Annotated in this window: 21 protein-coding genes; 16 read left to right on the plus strand and 5 right to left on the minus strand. The window is 37.2% G+C overall.

What is annotated here, in order from left to right; translation table 11 throughout:
• Nucleotides 1–45: 45 nt before the first annotated feature.
• The 10 genes from ACLIBH_RS10890 (at nucleotide 46) to ACLIBH_RS10935 (ending at nucleotide 11248) form a co-directional block, all read left to right on the plus strand.
• On the plus strand, nucleotides 46–1242 hold the full coding sequence (locus tag ACLIBH_RS10890; protein ID WP_439316729.1) for a hypothetical protein: 1197 nt from the start codon (nucleotides 46–48) through the stop codon (nucleotides 1240–1242).
• Nucleotides 1229–1777: a class I adenylate-forming enzyme family protein gene (locus ACLIBH_RS10895; protein ID WP_439316730.1), complete on the plus strand. Its 549-nt coding sequence runs from the start codon at nucleotides 1229–1231 to the stop codon at nucleotides 1775–1777. Before ACLIBH_RS10890 ends, ACLIBH_RS10895 begins: the two co-directional genes overlap by 14 nt.
• Nucleotides 1778–1915: 138 nt before the next feature.
• Nucleotides 1916–2683, plus strand: coding sequence for a 3-hydroxybutyrate dehydrogenase (locus ACLIBH_RS10900; protein ID WP_439316731.1), 768 nt, complete (start codon nucleotides 1916–1918; stop codon nucleotides 2681–2683).
• A 1083-nt stretch (nucleotides 2684–3766) separates the two neighbouring features.
• On the plus strand, nucleotides 3767–4372 hold the full coding sequence (locus ACLIBH_RS10905) for a hypothetical protein (RefSeq protein ID WP_439316732.1): 606 nt from the start codon (nucleotides 3767–3769) through the stop codon (nucleotides 4370–4372).
• A gap of 173 nt (nucleotides 4373–4545) precedes the next feature.
• The gene (locus ACLIBH_RS10910) at nucleotides 4546–4971 is read left to right on the plus strand and encodes a hypothetical protein (RefSeq protein ID WP_439316733.1); all 426 of its coding nucleotides are present in this window, start codon (nucleotides 4546–4548) and stop codon (nucleotides 4969–4971) included.
• Between the two features lie 168 nt (nucleotides 4972–5139).
• Entirely contained in the window at nucleotides 5140–5463 is a 324-nt protein-coding gene (locus ACLIBH_RS10915) for a DUF4870 domain-containing protein (protein WP_439316734.1), read from the plus strand.
• Nucleotides 5464–5568: 105 nt separating this feature from the next.
• A complete protein-coding gene (locus ACLIBH_RS10920) occupies nucleotides 5569–6885 on the plus strand; it encodes a hypothetical protein (RefSeq protein WP_439316735.1) in 1317 nt (438 codons plus the stop codon).
• A gap of 337 nt (nucleotides 6886–7222) precedes the next feature.
• The gene (locus tag ACLIBH_RS10925; RefSeq protein ID WP_439316736.1) at nucleotides 7223–8383 is read left to right on the plus strand and encodes a M20 metallopeptidase family protein; all 1161 of its coding nucleotides are present in this window, start codon (nucleotides 7223–7225) and stop codon (nucleotides 8381–8383) included.
• Between the two features lie 9 nt (nucleotides 8384–8392).
• Complete coding sequence (locus ACLIBH_RS10930; RefSeq protein WP_439316746.1) at nucleotides 8393–9514, plus strand: mandelate racemase/muconate lactonizing enzyme family protein; 1122 nt, start codon at nucleotides 8393–8395, stop codon at nucleotides 9512–9514.
• Nucleotides 9515–9823: 309 nt separating this feature from the next.
• Nucleotides 9824–11248 (plus strand): YfcC family protein, encoded by a 1425-nt coding sequence (locus tag ACLIBH_RS10935; RefSeq protein ID WP_439316737.1) that lies wholly within the window; start codon nucleotides 9824–9826, stop codon nucleotides 11246–11248.
• 188 nt (nucleotides 11249–11436) lie between these two features.
• Here ACLIBH_RS10935 and ACLIBH_RS10940 read toward each other — a convergent pair whose 3' ends face one another.
• Entirely contained in the window at nucleotides 11437–12084 is a 648-nt protein-coding gene (locus ACLIBH_RS10940) for a VOC family protein (protein WP_439316738.1), read from the minus strand.
• 463 nt (nucleotides 12085–12547) lie between these two features.
• On the opposite strand from ACLIBH_RS10940, the gene ACLIBH_RS10945 reads away from it, so the two are divergent.
• From ACLIBH_RS10945 to ACLIBH_RS10965, 5 genes are all read left to right on the plus strand, one after another.
• Nucleotides 12548–12787, plus strand: a complete 240-nt coding sequence (locus ACLIBH_RS10945) for a helix-turn-helix domain-containing protein (protein WP_439316739.1) — start codon at nucleotides 12548–12550, stop codon at nucleotides 12785–12787.
• A gap of 249 nt (nucleotides 12788–13036) precedes the next feature.
• Nucleotides 13037–13324 (plus strand): hypothetical protein, encoded by a 288-nt coding sequence (locus ACLIBH_RS10950; protein WP_439316740.1) that lies wholly within the window; start codon nucleotides 13037–13039, stop codon nucleotides 13322–13324.
• Between the two features lie 215 nt (nucleotides 13325–13539).
• Nucleotides 13540–14304 carry a basic amino acid ABC transporter substrate-binding protein gene (locus ACLIBH_RS10955; protein ID WP_439316747.1) on the plus strand — a complete coding sequence of 255 codons (765 nt, stop codon included), beginning with the start codon at nucleotides 13540–13542 and terminating at the stop codon, nucleotides 14302–14304.
• Between the two features lie 191 nt (nucleotides 14305–14495).
• Nucleotides 14496–15221: an amino acid ABC transporter permease gene (locus tag ACLIBH_RS10960; protein WP_439316748.1), complete on the plus strand. Its 726-nt coding sequence runs from the start codon at nucleotides 14496–14498 to the stop codon at nucleotides 15219–15221.
• Nucleotides 15222–15225: 4 nt separating this feature from the next.
• On the plus strand, nucleotides 15226–15948 hold the full coding sequence (locus ACLIBH_RS10965; RefSeq protein WP_439316749.1) for an amino acid ABC transporter ATP-binding protein: 723 nt from the start codon (nucleotides 15226–15228) through the stop codon (nucleotides 15946–15948).
• A gap of 132 nt (nucleotides 15949–16080) precedes the next feature.
• Here ACLIBH_RS10965 and ACLIBH_RS10970 read toward each other — a convergent pair whose 3' ends face one another.
• The 4 genes from ACLIBH_RS10970 to ACLIBH_RS10985 all read right to left on the minus strand — a co-directional run bounded on the left by ACLIBH_RS10970 (nucleotide 16081) and on the right by ACLIBH_RS10985 (nucleotide 20317).
• Nucleotides 16081–17751, minus strand: a complete 1671-nt coding sequence (locus tag ACLIBH_RS10970) for a BCCT family transporter (protein WP_439316741.1) — start codon at nucleotides 17749–17751, stop codon at nucleotides 16081–16083.
• Nucleotides 17752–18524: 773 nt separating this feature from the next.
• Nucleotides 18525–19049 (minus strand): CoxG family protein, encoded by a 525-nt coding sequence (locus ACLIBH_RS10975; protein WP_439316742.1) that lies wholly within the window; start codon nucleotides 19047–19049, stop codon nucleotides 18525–18527.
• Between the two features lie 62 nt (nucleotides 19050–19111).
• Entirely contained in the window at nucleotides 19112–19396 is a 285-nt protein-coding gene (locus ACLIBH_RS10980) for a YciI family protein (protein ID WP_439316743.1), read from the minus strand.
• A 306-nt stretch (nucleotides 19397–19702) separates the two neighbouring features.
• Nucleotides 19703–20317, minus strand: coding sequence for a YpjP family protein (locus ACLIBH_RS10985; RefSeq protein ID WP_439316744.1), 615 nt, complete (start codon nucleotides 20315–20317; stop codon nucleotides 19703–19705).
• Nucleotides 20318–21417: 1100 nt separating this feature from the next.
• Between ACLIBH_RS10985 and ACLIBH_RS10990 the strand changes: the two genes are divergently transcribed.
• A complete protein-coding gene (locus ACLIBH_RS10990) occupies nucleotides 21418–22170 on the plus strand; it encodes a nucleoside phosphorylase (RefSeq protein ID WP_439316745.1) in 753 nt (250 codons plus the stop codon).
• Nucleotides 22171–22484 lie beyond the last annotated feature (314 nt).

The following is a 22484-nucleotide window of genomic DNA, read 5'->3' on the forward strand; positions in this document are numbered from 1 at the left end:
TTACATTAGCGGGAATGCAGCTGTAAAGGAAAAAAGGGGGATTCCATGGATTATAGTCAAATCGTTCGCTCGAAATTGATACCGCCGATTCCTTCCACCACGTATATGCGACGTGCAGCATTTATAAAAAAGTTGAACGAAGCACGGATGAAGAAGCTTACAATTATACATAGTGATGCTGGCTATGGTAAAAGCTTAGGGCTTGCGCAATATGTTAAAGATTCGGGTGACCGCTTTTCTTGGTATACCGTTTCGGAAGCAGATGATGATCTAATCCCTTTTTTAGCTTATTTAAAGGCTAGTATTCAACGTGTTATTCCGCGTTTTGGCGCGTCCTTAAACAGCTGGATTCCCCCTTCTGATTATTATCCGAGCGATCGAGACTTACAGCAATGGGTAACGCTATTTATAAATGCGCTCTGTGATTTGGACGCAACGCTCACCATTATTATTGACGATTTTCACTTAATAGATCATGTATTTCTAGTGAACTTTATGCTAGAAGAAGTTATCGAGCTGTTGCCACCCCATGTGAATGTAATAATCGTGTCACGCACGTATCCGAAATGGACTAATCTAATTAAATTAAAAGCTAACAATCAGCTTTGTGAAATTACAGAAGAAGATCTTATGTTCACCGAAGAAGAAATTTCTGTTTATTATGAAGACTACTATAGCATTTCGTTAAAGGATAAGGAATCAAGGGACATTATGCATTTAACAGAAGGATGGGCCATTGCTGTTAACTTGCTTGCACTGCAAATGAGTCAATCGAAGGTTGCTTTCAATCTTGCCGTCTCTCCTGTATTAGAGGACGTATTTACGTATTTATCTGAGGAAGTGTTTCAACAGTTATCTAGTGAAATGCAGGATTGGCTGTTAGCCTTTGCAATTTTTGAGACGTTTTCAGAAAAACTGTTGTTACGTTTTTATAATGAAGAAGCAGTTGAAGTTTTACGCGCGTTGTCTAAAAATCATAGTTTTATTCAATTGTTGGATGAAGAAGGTTCATATCGATATCATGCTTTATTTCATCAGTTTTTACAAGATAAATGGCAACAAATAAACTCTAATAAATATATCAAATTACATAAGCAAGCAGCCAAGCTGTTTCAGCAGGAAAAAAACAGTATACAGTCAACTTATCACGCCATGCAAACAGCGGATGAGCAATTTATTTGCGAAATACTTGAGCACTCTGCACCTGAATTAATACGTGCAGGTCAATTTGATTGGTTTTAATGAAGTAACTATATTTAACAAAGAAGAGGGACATTGTGGAGTAGATGAGATTGGGGAATTGCATATTCGTGGGCCGCATGTATTTTCTACGTACTGGAATAATGACGAAGCAACGAAAGAAGTATTTTGGGGCGAATGGCTTAAAACGGGCGATTTAGCTAAGGTGGATAATGATGGCGATTATTATATTATAGGCAGGAAGAAGGAATTGATTATAACTGGCGGGGAAAATGTATACCCTCAAGAGGTCGAGCAATGTATTTTACGTATGAAAGATGTGCTTGAAGCTGCAGTTGTCGGGGTAGACGATGAAAAGTGGGGGGAAGCAGTAACAGCATTTATAAAGCTGAAAGATCAATGCACGTATAAGGAAGGTGCATTAATTGCCTACTGTAAAGAGCATTTAGGTGGTTTTAAAGTTCCTAAACGTTTTGTTGTTTTGGAGGAGTTACCTAAAACAGATGTAGGTAAAATTGATAAAAGCAAGCTTCGTATGTACTTTCAGGAGAAAGAAAAGCTCGATAATCGTATGTAATGTTGCTATATATTTCTTAATTGGTGCAACAGGTAATAATTGTGAACAATATATAGGTATGTCCGATTAAATAGGCGGAATGAGGAACATTAAAACAGATACTATTCGTATTAAAAGTATACGAAAGGAGCGGACAGTATGGTTAAAAATAAAGTGCTGTTTATAACTGGCGCAGCAAGTGGTATCGGTTTTGCAATTGCGAATGCATTCGCCGATGCCGGGGCAAAGGTCGTAGCAACAGATTTGCAAGTCTCTGAATTTAAAAGGTCACGGGCAACGATAGGCAAGAATATTATCCCGCTTCGTTGCGATGTAACATCTGAGACGGCGCTCAACACGGCGATTAAAGATACAATACAAAGCTTTGGAGCAATTGATATTGTTATAAACAATGCCGGCCTCCAACATGTTGCTCCGATTGAGGAATTTCCAACCGATACGTTTGAGCAGCTTATAAAGGTCATGCTAACTGCTCCTTTTATGGCCACGAAAATCGCCTTACCTTATATGAGGAAGCAACAGTTTGGTAGAATTATACATATGTCATCTATTAATGGACTTGTTGGATTTGCTGGAAAAGCTGCTTATAATTCTGCAAAGCATGGAGTTATTGGACTAACTAAAGTAACGGCATTAGAAACAGCAGCCGATGGAATAACGGTTAATGCAATTTGTCCAGGGTATGTAGATACGCCACTCGTTCGCAATCAATTAATTGAACTGGCAAAAACAAGAAACGTTCAGCTTGAATCGGTTTTAGAAGAAGTTATTTATCCGCTCGTTCCGCAAAGACGCTTACTTGACGTCCAAGAGGTCGTAGACACTGCTTTGTTTTTGGCAAGTGAAAAAGCGAAAGGAATAACAGGGCAAGCAATTGTATTAGACGGCGGCTATACTGCTCAATAATAAATAAACGGTAGTACAATATATGACGTTGGTGAAAAAAGTCACATTACTTTTTGGTAGGGAAATGTGAAGGGAATTCACGAACGTCATTTTGATTTTCTAATAAAAAACAAGTGAATTCCTCTGTAGAATAAAAGTCGTCTAAAACCTAGCGACTCGGGTAGAGGAGCTACAGAAGCTGAGGCAGCATCCGCGGAAAGCCTGTCGGCTGAAGTGCACGTCAGCGAAATCAGAGCGCAAGCTTTATTGTTTTTGTTCTACTTCATTAGTATGTATTCCTCGACTTAAAACACATCACGAGTATGAGTAAAATGATTGTGGGGGAACAGATGCACGAATCTAACTAGATAATATGTGATCAATTTTACTTCGAACGAAATACACATGAATAACACCTTTGATTTTCACTGCAGGTGGATGCTTTCCGTGGGCACGGCTTCAGCCTCTTCGGAAGAAAATCACTTCCTGCGGAGTCTTCAGACGCGTGCTATTCCCGCAGGAGTCACCAGCTTCCGTTACAATCAACTGGGAGTGGTTACATCATCTAGGGATAATTTAGTCGTGTACCATGAAAAAAAGGACCCTCTTTTGTATAGTTAAGTTACGACAACACAACTAACAAAAGAAAAGAGGTCCTTAAATGAAAAATATCATATCTCAATTTACTTTGAAAGAATTAAGCGTAGTGTATATCTACTGCGGTCGGTAGGAATCAATACTAAAATTAACGAATACAAAGAGAGGTTTTTTAACTTCTTAAAATAACACCCACAAATACTTGACCCAATCTGTTCACTATAGATGTTTGTTGTATGCAGCCATTTAATGTATTGTTAAATAATAGCGAGTTGCAAATAAAGCATCCGCACCTAGATAAATTGCTTTGCTTACCGACAGCGTTTGAAGCGAAGGATGTTTTTTACAATAAAGAAATTATATGAGCGTAGACTGGATGAGGTAGGAATGATTACCGGATATACGCATTTTTTGTCGTACCCTACAATCATATGCTTCTGCTCCTTTTGTTACTTTTCATTTTTTAATTTGATATTTTTGATTACTGTATAGAAGAACACACCCCAAATGGATGGTGGAGAATACGGCGTACAGCAAGTTGAAAGATTAAAAGAAGCTGCCGATAAAAATAGCAATCAAAAAATTGACCGTACAATTCATACGTTAAAAGAAGGAGATGTAATTGACGGGTTAGAAGTAATCGAATTGCCTGGTCATGCGGAAGATCAAATTGCTTTATATGATGAAAAGAATTGCTGGTTATTTTCAGGAGATCATATACTCGATCATCTTGCGAGCAACGCGTTAATCGAACCGGACATAAATGGAGAAATGATTCAATCGCTTATACACTATGAGGCCTCGTTGAATAAATTGCGTGCTTATTCAGTCGCAGTTGTTTTTCCTGGACATGGAGAAATGATTCAAGATGTGCAAGCGCTCATCACGCAGCGCTTAACACGGATACAGAATAAATCAGAAAAAATAAAAGCGCTGATTAATGATTTTCAACGTACAGCCGCTCATATTGCCCGTACGTTGTACAAAAACAGGTTTGAAACGCTTTTTCCTTTAGTTATGTCTGAAATAATTGGTCATTTGAATCGCCTAGAAAGCTTAGGTGAAATAACGAAAGAAAAATTGGATGGTAAATGGGTATATAGAAGCAAGTAGTTGTAGGAGTAGGCTGCATAGGGTGATACGACTTCTCTTGAACAGCATGTAGAGTTTCGTCTCTTAACTGGGTAGCGTCAGGCAAGTCATTCCCGACTGTGAAGGGACTTATTTTTATTAGGCGGAGGCGGGAAAAATATTGCCTAAACATAATAGACGAGGGAGAATACGGGATGAGGATTATTAAATTTGGATTTGTCTTTCTGTTCGTAATTGGTTTGTTAGGGTTTAGTGTTTACCATTTCGGCATAAAAATTGCGTCTGAAAATATATCTGAATCGATTACAAATGAGCTTGAAAAAAGCGGCGAGCTGGAAGAAGTAAAGCAGTTTATTGAAAACGATCCACAACTGACAAAGCTATTGAAAGAAGCTGAAAGCGTGGATGAAGATAATTTGCCTTTTACTACTAAAGAACAGGCGGCTAAATTAATTATAAAGAAAGTTGGCATCAAAGAATTAAAGCAAATTCAAACTCAATTTGATCAGGGGCTTACAACTAATGATATTGAGCAAATCGTAAGAAAAATGGAAGGTACATTTACCGAAGAAGAGCTGATCGCATTAAAGGTAGTCGCTTATAAGGAATTAAATAAATAATGGTACGAAGAAAATTTGAAATCACCATCTAACAATGAAATATTAGGAATGAATTATATAACGAGACAAACGAATTATATGACTCAATCGTTCGCATGCATGAGCTAGACGGATGATTATTCTTCCTGCATAATAATAAAAAAGCGATTAAAGTGAGGTGAATACAACATGCCAACAAGCGATGAACGAATGATAGCGATGCTTATGTACATAGTCAGCTTCTTTGTCCCTGTTTTAGGGCCATTAATTATTTGGCTAATTAAGCGGGATGATTCGGATTTTATTGACTTTCACGGGAAGGAATATTTTAATTTCTTTATTTCTTTTACAATTTATTCGATAATAAGTACAATTTTAATGCTCGTATTGGTTGGATTTATATTAATTATTGTTATTGCAATATTAATGTTTATTTTTACATTAATCGCACTTATAAAAGCATACAATGGTGAAAGATATCGTATCCCATTAACAATTCGTCTATTGAAATAATGTAAATTCCGTTTTCCACTTTACATTCGTACGTCCGGAAATCTGACTATAAAATAAGAGTAGTATGAAACCTTTTCATGGTGTGCATCAAAGGAGCTGAATTGTATGAAGCATCAAATTGCAGTATTTGGACCGATCTTTTTTATGGACAGGCTGCAAAAAATTAGCAAGCAAATAAACTTTCGTCATTCAATTATTCCATTTGTATATAAAAATCCGAAAGAGGTGGTCGGCTTTATTGAGAAAGCAAGTAGTGCACATGTACTATTGTTTTCAGGGCCACTGCCGCATTTGTATGTAAAGGATGCTTTACAAAAGACGAGTCAGCCTGTCGAAATTGTTGAATATAATGAAAATAACCTCGTATACACGCTGCTTCATATTAAGCAAACGTATAACATTGCTTTTAAAGAAATATCTTTAGATATAATTGATGATGAAACAGTACAAAGAGTAAGCGATGAGCTTGGATTTCCATTAAAAATTAACTTTATAAAAGATATTAATCCTTTAATAAATGGGGACACTGGATTTAATTTAGATACGATTTATCAATTTCATTATGATTTATGGAAAAAAGGCAAGATTAAACTGGCAGTTACAAGTATCCACTTAGTAAGAGATCGATTAGTAGAAGCTGGCGTTCCAACGATTCGATTAATTGATCCAGATAATAATATAATAGAAGCGCTAAAGCTCAGTCAGCAAGCAGCTGAGCTTTATATTCGTAAAGCATCTCAAGTGGCTGTCGGCATTGTTTCCATTGAAAAGGGTCAACATGTAGTGGATGATACGGCGCTTCATGAAAAGGTGTACCAGTTTTTAGTAAAGGCGTGTCGGAATGCAAATGGTTCGGTCAGAAAAATAAATGCATCCAACTTTGTTATTCATGGTACATCCGGGAGCATACGGCTTTTAACAGAAGGGTATCAGCGTTGTTCACTTAGAGAAGGAGTTCGCGATGCGCTTCAAGTCGATCTTGCTGTTGGATTTGGGATAGGTAGTTCTTTTAATGAAGCCGAGAAACACGGAAAGCTTGCCCATAAATATGCGCTAGATCGTAACCAGGGAACTGTTGTTATTAACGAAAATAAAGAATTGTTGGGTCCAATTGGGAATAGTCGCCATTTTATTCAATTAAAAAGCAATAACGAAGCAATTATTCCGTTGGCTGAGTCGATGAATATACCGATGGCTACACTTGCGAACTTAAAAGCATTTAACGACAGCCTTTCAGGTAAAGCATTTTCTTCTCACGATTTGGCAGCTTATCTCCAAGTAAGCAGAAGAAGCTCGGAAAGATTGTTGAAAAAATTGTCAGAAGCACGTCGATTAAAAATTATTGGTTCGGAAAGACCGTATACACAAGGGAGGCCGCGCTCTTTATATCAGCTGGAACAGGACTTTTTAGATCAGCTTTAATAAAATAATTGAATTTAAATAAACATACCTTTCCAATGTATCCCGTTGACAATAATGGGTAATTCCTGTATATTTTGTTTAATTACCGACAATTAGCGACAAGATGATTCCGTATTGTAATTTGCAAAAAAATTAACAGTACTTCCGGATAATATTCAGAATTTACTGTTTAAAAGGATGTGTGAGCAAAGGCAAGACACGACTTATTTTCATGTGAATGCTTGCAAACAATAAAAACTCTTTGAATCGAATCGCTCATTTAACATATGAAAGCAATTACAACGGTAACCGAAAAATGAGTACGTGCTAATTGGAAGCAGAAAGGGGATTTTTTAACATGCAATCGTCAGATGTGTTAGAAAAATGGATGATCAAACACCGTCGTCACCTACACCAGTATCCAGAGCTTTCGCACCAAGAAAAAGAAACGACAGCATATATTCACAACGTAATGACAGAGCTTGGCTATACATGTGAATCATTGACAGGTAAAGATGTAATTGCAACATTACCGCTGAAAAAACCTGGTAAAACAATAGCAATTCGGGCAGATATGGATGCATTGCCGATTCAGGAAGAAACAAACCTTCCATTTGCTTCCAAAAAGGAAGGGATTATGCATGCATGTGGCCACGACGGACATATGGCAATGGTTCTCGGTGTTGCAAAATATTTTCAGGATCATGCAGAAGAGTTAGCAGGAAATATTAAGTTTATATTCCAGCATGCAGAAGAAGTGTCTCCTGGTGGAGCGAAGCAGCTCGTCGAACGAGGCGTTTTAGAAAATGTTGATGCCATTGTTGGTGCGCATTTATGGCAACCAGTAGATTCAGGTAAAATTACTGTTCGTGATGATTACATGATGGCAGGTGTGTCTGAGTTTGAAATTACAATTCAAGGTCATGGTGGTCATGGTTCAATGCCGGAAACAACAGTCGATCCAATATTAGTTGGAGCACAAATAATTACACAAATTCACACGATCGTAAGTCGTTCATTAAAACCAACAGATGCTGCTGTTATTTCGTTTGGTGAATTACAATCAGGTTCTAACTACAATATTATCCCTGATAAAGCACATTTGTCTGGAACAGTTCGCTATTTTAAAGAAACTGTTTGCGACAAAATTGAAGAACGTATGACTAGCATCATTGAAGGAACATGTAGAGCATTTGGAGCATCGTATGCGTTCACGTTTAATCGTGGCGAGCCGCCATTAAGCAATAATCCGACCTTAGCATCAATTGTGCGTAATGAAGCGATAGAAGTTGTTGGGGAAGAAAATGTATATACGAATGAGCCGACACTTGGTGGTGAAGACTTTGCTTATTATACGAAGGAAATCCCAGCAGTATATTTCTTTATTGGGATTGGTAGCGAGGAGCGAGTGTACGGACACCATCACCCGAAATTCGATATTGATGAATCCATGCTTATTACGGGATGCACAATTATTAGCAACGTAGCGAAGAAGCTTTTAAATGAGGAGGATCTTTAGTTGGAAAACATAAAAATAATCGAAGCAGAAATATATGGTGTGGCATACCCGTTAAAAAAACCATTCATTATTTCATACACGACGTACCATCATATGCCGACAGTACTCCTTAAACTGAAAACAAATACAGGTATTATCGGGTGGGGTGAGGCTACGCCAGATGAGCATGTTACTGGAGAGTCGCTCGAAAGTACAATAGCAATGTTAAAGGATACACTCCTTCCAGCGATTGCGGGGAAATCACCATTTGAGATGGAACGAATTCACGAAGCGATGGATGGTGTCGTTTATGGTGCTCCAACAGCCAAGTCAGCAATAGATATCGCTTGTTATGATATTACAGGAAAGGCGTTACAAGCACCTGTTTATCAATTGCTTGGAGGCAAATACCGAGAAGAAATGGCAGTTCCATACGTGCTAAGTATTTTACCACCTGAGCAATTGGTAGCGGAAGCAAAAGAAGCCGTCAAAAATGGGTATACTATTTTGAAATTGAAAGTCGGTACAGACTTGGCAGTAGACGTAGAACGTATTCGTCAAGTCGCAGAAGCAGTAGGAGATTCTGTATCCTTAAAGGTTGACGCGAATCAAGGTTGGAAAACAGCTGCAAACACATTGAAAGCGCTACGGAAATTGAAAAACGTAAACGTCGATTGGTATGAACAACCTGTATTAGCGGATGACTACGATGGTCTAGCGACTGTAAGAGCAAAGTCTGATGAAGCTATTATGGCGGATGAAGGTATTCGTAATTCGAGCGATTTGAATAAATTATTACGTTTACAAGCAGTTGATTATATAAATATTAAGCTTATGAAATGTGGCGGAATCTTTCCTGCATTAAAGCTTTCTGCTCAAGCTGAAATGGCAGGTGTTCCAGCACAAATGGGTTCAATGGTAGAGTCAGGTATCGGCTCTGCTGCTGGTTTGCATGTAATGGCTGCTACTAAAAATGTTGTTAGTCATGAGTTGGTTGGACCAGACATGTTTAAAGACGATGCAGCTGATTTAACCTTCCAAGGGACAACCGTACGATTATCTGATCAGCCTGGACTTGGTGTTGCTATCGATGAAAAAAAACTGCAACAATTTACGAGTAGAGTAGAGAAAGTTAAATTAATCTCAGAGTAAAGCAAGCAAAACATTCTACTTAGAAGTATATTTTCGAATGGAGGGCAACAAATTTACGATCTTGATCGATAATTTGTACCCGATGATGTTGTGCTCGTCGTAGGTGATGCTTCACTGAATATGGACAGTCATAGGATGCTTTTTGCCAATCCTTAAGCTGAAGCTGTCCTGCGATGGGCGATCCTACTTAGTTTAAAGAGTTATGAAATCCAGGTGCAGTCCAACAAGTAGTTAGCAGTAACTCGATTATAGTTTTGAATTGAATTACAGTAAAAAAATATAAGAAGTAGAATAAAAGGAGGAGAACTTTTGAGCCATTCAAAAACAGAGAATGAGACGAAGAAGAAAAGATTTACGATGCCTCATACGTATGTACTATTATTTGGTGTAATTATTTTTGCCGGTTTATTGACGTATGTATTGCCTACAGGAGAGTTTGAACGCTATGAAGATCCGAATACAGGGCGTGAACTTGTAGACGCAGAATCATTTGCTTCAGTAGATGCGAATCCACAAAACTTATTTGATATGCTCATGGCTGTTCCAAAAGGAATGGAAAATGCTGCATATATTATCTTTTTCGTTTTTATCGTAGGTGGAGCTTTTGGAATTATACAATCGACTGGTGTTATTGATAAAGGAATAAATTTTACGATAAAGAAGCTAAACGGAAAAGAAATATGGGCGATTCCATTATTTATAATATTATTTTCATTTGCTGGCTCTGTAATGGGTCTAGCAGAAGAATTACTGCCTTTTTATCCAATTATGGTCGTATTAGCAATTCGGATGGGGCTTGATTCGATAACGGGAATGTCGCTCGTATTGCTAGGTGCAGGTGCAGGATTTGCTGGAGCTTTTCTAAATCCATTTACAGTTGGAATTGCTCAAGGAATTGCTGAGCTTCCTCCTTTTTCTGGACTCGGATTTCGTTTGGCAATGTATGCAGTAATGGTATTATCAACAATAATATATATCGTTATGTATGCACGGAAAATTAAAAAAGACCCAACTAAAAGTCCGATGTATGAGTTGGACAAAGAGCGCGATTTGAACATTGAAGGAATGGATGAGGATGCACGCTTTTCTGGTCGTCATAAAATTGTTTTAGGAGTATTCTTTGTTGGACTGCTTGTAATTGCTTATGGGGTCATTGAGCTCGGCTGGTATATTCATGAACTATCGGCAGCATTTTTAACGATCGGAATAATTGCCGGAATTGTTGGTGGCTTAGGACTAAATCGAACAGCGGAGGAATTTCTTAAAGGAGCAGCAGGCATTACGTTTGGAGCGCTCGTTATCGGAATTGCTAGTGGAATAATTGTTGTTCTGAGTGACGGAAAGGTTTTAGATACAATCGTTTACTATTTAGCACAATCCGTTGCAATGTTACCTCCGTTCTTATCCGCAATTGGAATGTTTTTTGTACAGATGATTATTAACTTTTTTATTCCGTCTGGAAGCGGACAGGCTGCGGCATCGATGCCTGTTATGGTTCCGGTTGCTGACTTAATTGGTATGACTCGACAAACTGCAGTTGTCGCTTATCAGTTTGGGGATGGAATAACAAACGTTATAAACCCGACAAGTGCATATTTTATGGCCGGTTTAGCTTTAGCTGGAATACCTTGGGAAAAGTGGGCGAAGTGGGTATGGCCATTGATTCTTATTTGGACAGGAATCGCATGTGTTTTCCTCGTTATTGCTAGTGTTATTAGTATCGGGCCATTCTAATGAAACGAAAAAATTAGTTTATCAAAAGGCAGTAAATAGGGCTGTTTAATACATCCTGTATAGGAATGAGGAATTGAAGTCAGACGATCCATCTTTTGAGATGTCTGACTTCTTTTTTTTATGTTTCTTGTCGCTCGTACGCATTGATTTGGTGTAAGTTAGTTCGAGTTGTATCTTTTGCAGTAAAATTATATTATCGTGTAGTCTAGCCTCGAATCTGTATTAAAATGGAAAGCAGCGTTTGTTAATGGCAACGTATTACTATAGATCTTTTTAAATTTTAATCTATATATATGAGAGAATTTTTCTTTATCATAAGCTCCAAAGGAGAGAGATTCGATTGCTTGCGCATTGAGCACACTAACATCAACGCGTTCATTAAATGGTCGATCCCATTCAATAAGAAAAGGGAGTATTTCAGTTGTATAATCATAAGCAGGAAAAAGCATTTTCCAATTTAGTTTAATGCCATTTGGTCTCGTTCTACTGCCATAGAAAGGACCATTATATCGGATTCCTTTTTTTATAAAGTGATTCACATACTTTTCTAAGTTATTTGTACGTAAAGCAAATTGAAATGGACCTGTTTGATTTGAGGCGATTTGATAAAGGAGATGTTGAATTAACGGGTTATCCGATTGATTGGCAACGTCGTAGTCATAAATATCTAACCATTCCAGGTAACTATTATTTGAGAAATAGGCGAGGTAATTATATGTACCCCAATCGACATGTGTCCCTCCTTTAAACGCTTTAACAGAAAAGCTTTTGCTATATTCTAAGCTCGATGTAGCAGCATTCTTCCCACCGAAAACGATATGATCCAACGCTAACAATATTAATCACTCCTTCTCCTCCTCTCATTAAAGACAGAGGTAATGAAAATTTTAAGTAATCTTGATTATAGTATAACGAAGCTGTTTTTACATTCAGTACGAAATTAAGCTCGATTGATTGCGTGAAAAGCGCCAGTCAATTTACTTTTTTAATGAAAGAACTGTATTTCACATTTCAGGAATATATGGTACTATATACCTATTACGAAAGATATGTTTTTCGCCTATAATTAGTGATATAATTTTGAAAACCAATTTATGTATTTTGGAAAGATAGAGAATAATAACGCCTAAACGTAATATACGAGGGGACAAGGCAACTAGAAAATATTATATGCTAGTACTTTAATTTATGAACACGGACGAAGCACGAGAAAAAGTGCAATAATTGATAACTATGTAAGCTATCAGTAAATTTATGAACTAAATAATATAAGAATATAAGACAAAAGGATGGAATGAAATGACATCTCGGAGGAGTAACTACGACGACAAAGACAAAAGAAATATTATTTCGGAATTGATACTTAGGCGAAAAGAGCTTGGGCTTACACAAAGAGGCTTGGCTAAAAGAGCAAACTTGCATCAAACAGCGATTGCACGGTTGGAAAAAGAAGGCGCAATTCCACGACTTGATACGTTAGAAAAAGTAGCAGAAGCACTTGAATTGAAGCTCGTATTAATTGAAAAGGATCGTAAATAATATCAACCCGAAAGCGCTTCCGCTGATAAATAGGATAAAATAATAAAACAACGTATAAAGTATATGACAACTCATACTTTTGTTCTTAAAAAGAACAAGAGATTTGTAAAAAAACGGAAATATATGGTGCTATTTGCTGAATTGTATTTCTATATATAGTACCATTATAAATAGTGAATTATTCCTAGGTATATAACGCTATGAATGCATTAGAGAACAAATGTTTAAAAGAATAGAAAGGGGATGAATATGGCAAACAAATATTTTACACTTGAGGAAATTACGGAACAAAATCAGCGTAGATTTCGTTATTATATTCACAATCGTAGTCATACGTACACGTACATGTATAATTATCAGCCTAGTCTGTCCTTCTTAGGGTGCGGTATACGTTCGACTAACCGAATTGATCATTACCCACTAGCAACTTACTTCAATTATTTTATCCACCTTCACGTAATAACAAAAGAGAGAATTAATTACCCTCAAGCAATGCTTTTTGATAAAAGCAACGTTAAAACTACGATAAATATATAACAATTATTGTAGCCAATCCAATTACCTAAAAAACAGTAAAGGCACGTTCCGTCTTTAGAACCGTTTAAAAGCTATTGATAAGTAAATTCGGTTCATATATAATTAAAATAATTATCTGAAAAATTACAATATATCCTTATTTCAGATAAAAAAAGAATGGGGGGATTTTTGTGCGGAATGACAAAAAAGTTCAACATATTTTCTCCGTAATTTTTATGTTTTTATTTATTTTGCTTTTTCTAGTAGGCTGTGGGACAGGTTCAGACGATTCAAGTTCTTCCGAAAATGAATCAGATGGCAGTACAAAAGATAAATGGGTAGTTGGCACGGATGCTACATACGCACCTATGGAGTATATGGATAGTGAAGGAAATATTGTAGGTATAGATATAGATTTAGTAGAGGCGATAGCCGAAGAACTAGGTAAAGAGGTTGAATTTAAAAATATTGGCTGGGAGCCGTTATTCCCTGCGGTTGATAATGGTGAAGTAGATTTTGCAGTTTCTTCAATTACGATTACAGATGATCGTAAGGAGTCCTTTGACTTTACAGACCCATATTATGTAGCGAATCAAGTAATATTAGTTTCAGAGGATTCAAGTATTAAGAGTAAGGACGATTTAGTAGGTAAACGAGCGTCCGTACAAATTAATACGACTGGGCATCAAGTGCTTAAAGACTTGATGGGAGCAACGAGTGCAGATATTGTCGCTTCTGAAACGATGCCAATTGCGATTGAAGAACTACTTAATGGAAATGTTGAAGCATCCGTAGGCGATAACTCAACAGTTAATGAATACATTAAAAATAATCCAAATGTAAACGTAAAGCTTATTGAAGATAACAGCTTTGAAAAAGAGTATTATGGATTGATGGTTAAAAAAGGAAACTCGGAGCTAGTAGAGGAGTTGAATAAAGGGATACAAGCGATAAAGGATAGTGGAAAGCTAAAAGAAATCACTGGATTTGATGTGGAGTAAACGCATTATAGCGTGCAGCTCAGGGTGAATCTTCCTGCATACTATAGCCTACACAAGCGTTTGGGAACGGTAGAATAAAAACGTCTTCATTATTTTCTAAAACTGTCGTATGTGTGTACGTTCGTCTTATTCTATTTTTCTCGGCGCTTGTTGCTATATAAGCCCTTTGCACATATTTGGGGGTGAACGCGATCGAATTTTTACCAGATATTCGTTTTGATATGATTTGGAGCTATAAAGAACTATTTATTCGGGGATTAGGGGTTACCTTGGCACTTACTGCAGTCGGTTATATCGGAGGAATAATTTTCGGCTTATTTTTAGGCTTAGGGAAATTATCAAAAAAGAAGTGGATTTATTATCCTTGTAAATACTATGTCGATTTTTTTCGTGGAACACCGTTACTCGTTCAAATATTACTAATCCATTTAGCTTTTATTCCTACTTTCTTTGGACAATCCTTAGGCTATTTCGTCTCCGGATCGGTAGCGCTTATGCTTAATTGTGCCGCATACAACGCTGAAATTATTAGAGCGGGTATCCAATCTATTGAAAAAGGGCAAATGGAAGCAGCAAGATCGCTAGGTATGCCACATCGTACGGCGATGAAAAGTATTATATTACCGCAAGCATTCCGTCGAATGGTACCTCCACTTGGAAACGAGCTTATCGCATTATTGAAGGATTCATCTCTCGTTACAGTAATTGCGGCGAACGACTTGTTATATGCAGGTAAGGTAGTTGCTGGTGCGTATATGAAGTTTTGGGAGCCCTATTTAACGGTAGCAATTTTATATTTGTTCCTAACGTATTTGTTTACGAAAGTAATAGCATATGTGGAAAAACGATTTAGCAATCGTTATGTACCTTCACAAAAAAGGCGAATGTTCACTTTTGGCCGTTCAATTGAAAGGTGATCAAATGATAAAAATAGATGGATTGTATAAATCATTTGGCAAGCTAGAAGTATTAAAAGGGATTAATTATGAAGTAAAAGAGCAAGAGGTTATTTGTGTAATCGGTCCAAGTGGCTCAGGTAAAAGCACATTCTTGCGCTGTATCAACCTATTAGAAGACATAACTGCAGGAGCTGTTTATATTAAAGGTGTAAAAGTAAATGATGCACAAACGGACATTAACGATATCCGAAAAGAAGTCGGTATGGTGTTTCAGCAATTTAATTTATTTCCCCATATGAATGTTTTGAACAACATAACAATATCTCCTAGGAAAATAAAGAAAATGGATATACAGCATGCAGAAGCGTTAGCTCATAGCTTGCTGGAAAAGGTAGGGCTTGAAGATAAGGCGTTTGCTTTTCCAGAACAATTATCCGGCGGACAGATGCAACGAGTTGCGATTGCTAGAGCGCTTGCAATGCAACCGAAAATTATGCTGTTTGATGAACCTACCTCCGCCCTTGATCCAGAAATGGTTAATGAAGTGCTTGATGTAATGAAACAACTGGCGAAGGAAGGAATGACGATGATCGTCGTTACGCATGAGATGGGGTTTGCTCGTGAAATGGGAGATCGAGTTCTATTTATGGACGAAGGATATCTAATTGAAGAGGGAGAGCCTAATCAAATATTTACAGAGCCGAAAAAGGAGCGGACGAAAGCCTTTTTAAGTAAAGTATTATAACGATTCGGTTCTGTTAACTAATATATACAGAAAATAAACTTCTTCCACATTGTGTAGAAGAACAAAGTACCGCTTAAATCGAAATTGAAAACGTCCCTCAGTTTGTAAATGTAAGGGACGTTTTCAAATCAATTATAAGTCATTTTTTATATCTTTATAAATCTTTTCTTTTACTTCTTCATATATTTCTTCTTTTACCTCTTCACGTACTTCCTTTTTTACTTGCTCTGTAATTGCTTGTACAGATCGTTCCTTTTTTCCTTTTCGGCGAAAGCGTGTATTTGGATGCGTAGAAGCCCAGTCTCGTTTTAGCATAATAAGAATAGAAATAACCATTAAAATCATAATTATACCAAAGGGTAATGCAGCAATGATAGATGCTGTTTGTAACGCATCTAAACCTCCACCACCACTTAGCAATAAAACGCTAGCTGTACCGGCAATAAGAAAGCCCCAAATTAGCTTTACGGATAAAGAAGGATTTAAACTCCCGCGTGAAGTCATTGCACCAAGTACGTACGTTGCTGAATCGGCAGACGTAATGAAAAAAATGAAAATAAGCAGCATGGAAATCGAACTCGTTATCGCGCTGAGCGGTAATTCTGCGAGTGTAGCAAATAAAGCTATCTCGACATTATCCGTTACGAGATCAGCAATTCCACCAGGTCCATAAATCTCCAAATTTAACGCTGTTCCACCAAAGGTTGTAAACCAAATTAATGCAAGGACAGTTGGTGCAAGCAAAATACCAGCAATAAATTCACGTATCGTTCTTCCTTTTGAAATTCGAGCGATAAACAACCCCATGAATGGGGCCCATGAGATATGCCATGCCCAAAAGAAAATCGTATTGTTGCCGAGCCATTCGCTTTCATTAAAAGGTGTCATAGTGAGGCTCATTGGAATAATATTTGAAATATACCCGCCGAGCGTTGTGACCATGCTTTCAAATATGAAGATTGTTGGTCCGATAGTCAAAACGAACACAAGCAACAAGCCTGCTACGACGATATTAATATTACTTAATATTTTAATCCCGCGATCAACACCGCGAGCAGCGGAAAAAATAAAGAGAACGGTTACAATTCCAATAATTACAATTTGTGTCCAAATCGTGTTTGGAATTGGTGTCAAATGTGCTATACCGCCAGACATTTGCATAGCACTTAATCCGAATGTAGTGGCAACTCCCGTACAAGTCGCTAGAACAGCTAGTATATCGATAATTTGACCGAGCCAGCCTTCTGTATGCTTCCCCAAAATGGGATAAAAAGCAGAGCTTATGAGTGCTGGTCGATTCATTCTAAATTGGACATATGCTAAAGTTAAGCCTACAACGGAAAAAATTGCCCATGGATGCAACGCCCAATGGTACACACCATACCGTAAACCAGCAATTGCTGCTTCACTCGTATTCGGCTCATAGCCGACAGGTGGGTTTAAATAGTTTAATACAGGTTCAGCAACGCCCCAAAAAACAAAGCCTACACCGATCCCTGCAGCAAAAAGCATGCCCACCCAAGAAATCCATGAAAATTCTGGTCGGTCATCATCTTTCCCTAATCGAATTTTTCCATATGGACTGATGGCTAAAATAATTACAAAAAGCACAAAAAAAGCAGCTACGAGCATATAGAACCAGCCAAAATTAGTTATCATCCATCCGAGTGCATTTCCCGCTGCTTCGCTAAGCGATTGTGGAGAAAATGTTCCCCATAGTACAAATAAGGCAACAAGAATGGCGGAGATATAGAGTACATTCGATGGCTTTTCTGTTGAATTTTCTCTCTGTTGATTTATCATAGTTGATCTGCGTCCCCTTTTACGCAGATACCCCCTCTCATTATTGTATTAAATCTATCTATAGTAAGGGGATAAGATAAACAAATTTGAGACTTCGTTAAATATACCAAAATTTAAATAGAATGTCACTTCGTAATTTACGGAAATTTATACACCATTTTGAATATCCAGTAATTATTTTGAATATAATTTATGGCTTGTGTTTATTGGTAATTATTAGTTGCATAGCAACACCAACTCGTCTGTGTGGAATCCGGATTCACGCAGACTCCTTCAGGAAAAGCAACAGCAGAAAATCCATTTTAAAAGTTTTGGCGAAATCTTCTAAAATTAGTTGAGGCGTTGCGTGCGGAAAGCGGAGTGGATCCGGATAGAACACAGCAGACACCAATCTAGCTTTAAATTTTTAAGTGGATTTTAACATTCTGTTCTTTTGTGTTTTTTAAAAAATGGCAATTATGAAATTGACTTAATTTAAATAATAATTAGTTGGGCTATTTAACGGGAGCAACGTGTGCTTGCTTAATAGAAATAGATAGTACTGGAATATCCGGTAAATAGTTATGTCAAATAATCGTATACCTCTTTTCTTCGTGAATGAAACAACTTTTTCATGGAATAACTGTATTAATTCCAGTGCTTGCACTATACATAGTTGTTTCCAACTTTACGTTTTGTATAAAAAAGTGCTGGTCGAGTCTGATAATAAAAAACGGCTTCAATCATCCGAAATCGATAATTAAAGCCGTTTGTACGTATTCCGTACAATATATTTACGTAGTCAAGGTGAGCGACTGTTCGTGCCTAATTTTATTGGCAACAGCAATTGTAAGCTGTTGCGTCATCTTAGGCACTATTGCTTTTAATACTGGGTTAATCATCGGTCCCTTTAAACCATATGCCCTCATATTCACAAATCCAGTAATTTTGGTTTTGGAGGCATGTAGTTTTTTAGCTTTAAAGTATCCGTCGCCAATTATATTTTCATTTAAACCGCATAATTCAAATGTGATCTTTGAAGGTTCATTCCACTCTTTAATATGTACATTTAAATGCATCTCTTTTTGAATAAAGCCAACATCGCCAGTAAAGCACCATGTTGATTGTCGATTGCTTATTACTTCATGTGCTCTGTATCCAGGTGCTAATGGTGCCCAAAGGTCTATATTGCTAACGAATGTCCAAACACGTTGGAGTGATACATCTACATTCGTTTCATGAATACCGCTTGGGATTGTAAAAACCTCCTTAATTTTTAAATACAAATGTGGGATGTGTAAAGTGACGAATTTCTCCACACTTTTTAATATATGCTGGGGGCGGCGTCAATAGACGTAAAACCGATCGTTAAAGTAAAAGCTTAAGAATGTAAACTAATCGTTGCGTCTGTTACCATATCCCATTCGTGAATATTATAATCGCGTGCACCATGAACAATAAACGGATCTTCCTTTACCCAAGCTTCTACTTGTTCTATATTTTCACCAATATAAATGACTAATCCACCCGTACCATCCACAAATCTTCCATTCATTAATACTTTCTTTTCTTGTCTCATTTTTTCCAAAAAGTCCAGATGCTTTGGTCGATATGTTTTGCTTTTCTCTTCATCTTTAAGAGGTAATATAACGGCAAAGTATTTCATTTAATCTCCTCCAGTTTTTCTATCATTTTAGCACTTATTTATAAAAAAGTGCATAATAAATATTGCTTGAAGCTCCCTATTAATCTGAGGGCGACAAACAATGAATAATGGGAGTATTGTTATTGCAAACGATGTGCGATTTGAAAAGATTGAAAGTGCATAGACAGACGATTCCTATCATTAGCCAAATTTTATCGTGTTTAGTGCAAAGCGTGAAAAAGATAAGCAATGCTAGCTAGTAAATGTGATCGTATTATTCGATAAGTATCCTGCTATTTTTAGCATGAATTTAGAACCTTAAATCGCTTAGGCCATCCATTTTGGAGGGATGTTTTTATCCCAAAATATATTTCCAATTTCATGATGCTCTTCAAAGTTATCGGTATATAAGTGATAATGAAAATTAAACCAGTATCCTTCTAATGGCCGCAAATCGCGGCGAACGTGAAATTTCGCAATGTCTTGTTCATTTGTCTCATCATATAAATGAAAGATTCGCTCACCGAGTCCTTTGGAAGGTTGTTCTGTTATCGCATAAGCGTGGGGTATGTCGTCTGAAGCAGTTATAAGTGATGCAAACACATTTTCGATAACAGGTAAAATAACTTGATCAAATTCATTTTCAACGTGAGCAACGATTTTCGGCCCCATCTTTTCCATTGTTTGTGCTCTCGCTTTTTCAGTTAACGCATTAATGACGTGATCTGGTGAATGAGATTCAATTGTCGTCTCATACGTATTAAAGTTATCTGTGTAAAGAGTAGGTGATTCATGAATTGTTAGCTTACTTGATTCGGAGTTTTTGCTTTCTTCTGTATCTGTATCCGAAGACTCTGTATTAATTGTTGCTGGTGGAATATACATCCCGAGTGTAAGGACAGCTATAAGTGAAACAAATAGTTTTCGAAATAGCATTTTCATGTTCACCACTCCTCGTATGATATGTTTAGGCGTTAATAATCCGGCTTTTATTTCTATTCTTTTTGACAGATTCGTAAATCTTATCCAGCTCTTAAATCCGTTACCTTTCATTCCAGACGTCCGCTTTTCGCAGGCACAGTACGTGCAGTCGATATGTCATTATAATTATTTCGTATTAAAAAACGAATCTTGCTTGTATCTTCATATGTACATTTAACTATTATTTTAACACGTCATACTAATAAAGCTATCAAAAATCTGAATTTAAACAAAACTGTAATATTTGTAATACGTGGTTTACAATACTTGTTAAACGAATGCTCCGATTGTGTCTATGCTTTAGTCGTTTTCTTGTTGTAGTAAGGTGTCCTCCAAATATCGGCAACCGACGTCGTTTACTTCGTTAGAAGTTGGCTTAGTTGGGAGCTTTTCTTTCATCGTTCCATTGAGTTGATAGACTGCTTTTCGGATATGTATTGATTTCTTTTGTAGAAATTCCTTCGATGAATTTTCGTTCCTCTCTTTCCTCCCGTTGGCGTTTTGCAACTTCCATTCACTCGTGTTGGTGAGCCATCCTAATTTCCCGTACAAAAATTCGAAAGTACGTAATTTTTTAAAAGTAGATCGGAGACCCGTCCAGTTTCGTAATAGAGTATTGTCTCGTTTGGAACAATTAAAGGGTCACGTATCTTTTTAAAATATTTACTTAAACTAAGCGTAGCGTGTGCTTATTTAATTAATAAATGGTATTAGATCCAGAAGGTTTTACTTCTTAAAAGGAGACCAACAAATATGTGTTTAATTCTACTATTAACATACGTTTGCATTTCCACTACGAAAAAATATGAATTCGTATTGACGCTCTGCAGGTGGAAGCGTAAAATAAAGGTTGTTCAGAGGTCATACCTCTTTACAGTATACCGGCAGCTAACACACATATAAAATTTAACGATTAATTGGATCGATGAAAAGAAGTAGGCGTAACTATTCAGCTTATACATATCGTTGAGAAAATCGGATGGTTGCGAGGTTTTCCATTGCTTTTATTTAATAGTTTACGTAATCGGTGTGTAGTCAATTTATTGAAAGGTGGTCATCATATGACTGAAACTGTAGAAAAAATGCCAACAACAAGAATACCAGTGGACGGTATTTCTCCACTCGTCATTGTATGTGGGGATCCATTTCGAGCAGAGGTAATTGCTAAGAAGTTGGATTCTTATGAGGAGATAGCTTACGCAAGAGAATATCGGACGTTTAATGGGGAATACAAAGGAACGAAAGTGACAATATCAAGTCATGGTGTAGGTGCACCGGGCGCTGCAGTGAGCTTTGAGGAATTAATTAAAGCAGGAGCAAAAAAGCTTATCCGTGTCGGAACTGCTGGTTCTTATACGAAAGCATTGCCTCCAGGTAGCTTAATTATTGCTGATTCTGCTGTTCGAGCAGACGGTCTGACGAATCAAATGGTTCCAGACGGTGTTCCAGCGGTCGCTGATTTTCGAATTGTACAAGCTCTTCATGATGCTGCGGTAGCAAGAGAGGTGACATTCGGGACGGGGACGATCGTTACATTAGATGCGTTTTATGCAGGGCCGGTTGCTTTCCCGCACAAAATGTATAAAGATTCTGGCGCACTCGGTGCAGAGATGGAAATTGCTGCATTGTATACGATTGCCAAGCTGCGAGGTGTTCAAGCAGGTGGAATTGTCGCATTAGATGGCTACGCATACTCGGATATGGATAATTATGATCCGCATAAAGACTTTGTCGCTCAAGCGGTAGAGGATGAGATTTACATTGCGCTAGAAGCTTTTCATACCATCAACGGGAATGTTGATAACGACAGATAACAAAAGTAAGCACGAGTAATGGAACTCGTTGTTAACTCAATAGTCAACGTATGATTGCAATTGAAGGAAGTTTTACTCCTTTCAATTGCAGCAGCTTTCTTATTCCTAAATTAAAGTGTAAACGTATTGTTATTTTCATTAGGGGGAAATACAATAAAACGTTTAGCATGATGTGAAAACTGTATTTCGAATTGGGAATTGACTTGCTTAATTTTTATGTTTAAAGCAAACGTGTATATACAAGATCCGTATGAAAGTAGTAAATACTATACGAAAAAGTAACATTAACGGAGGTTATGTATGAATTTAATAAA

Origin of the sequence: Virgibacillus sp. W0430, assembly GCF_051846935.1 — a bacterium.
Lineage (GTDB): Bacteria > Bacillota > Bacilli > Bacillales > Amphibacillaceae > JBPYCR01.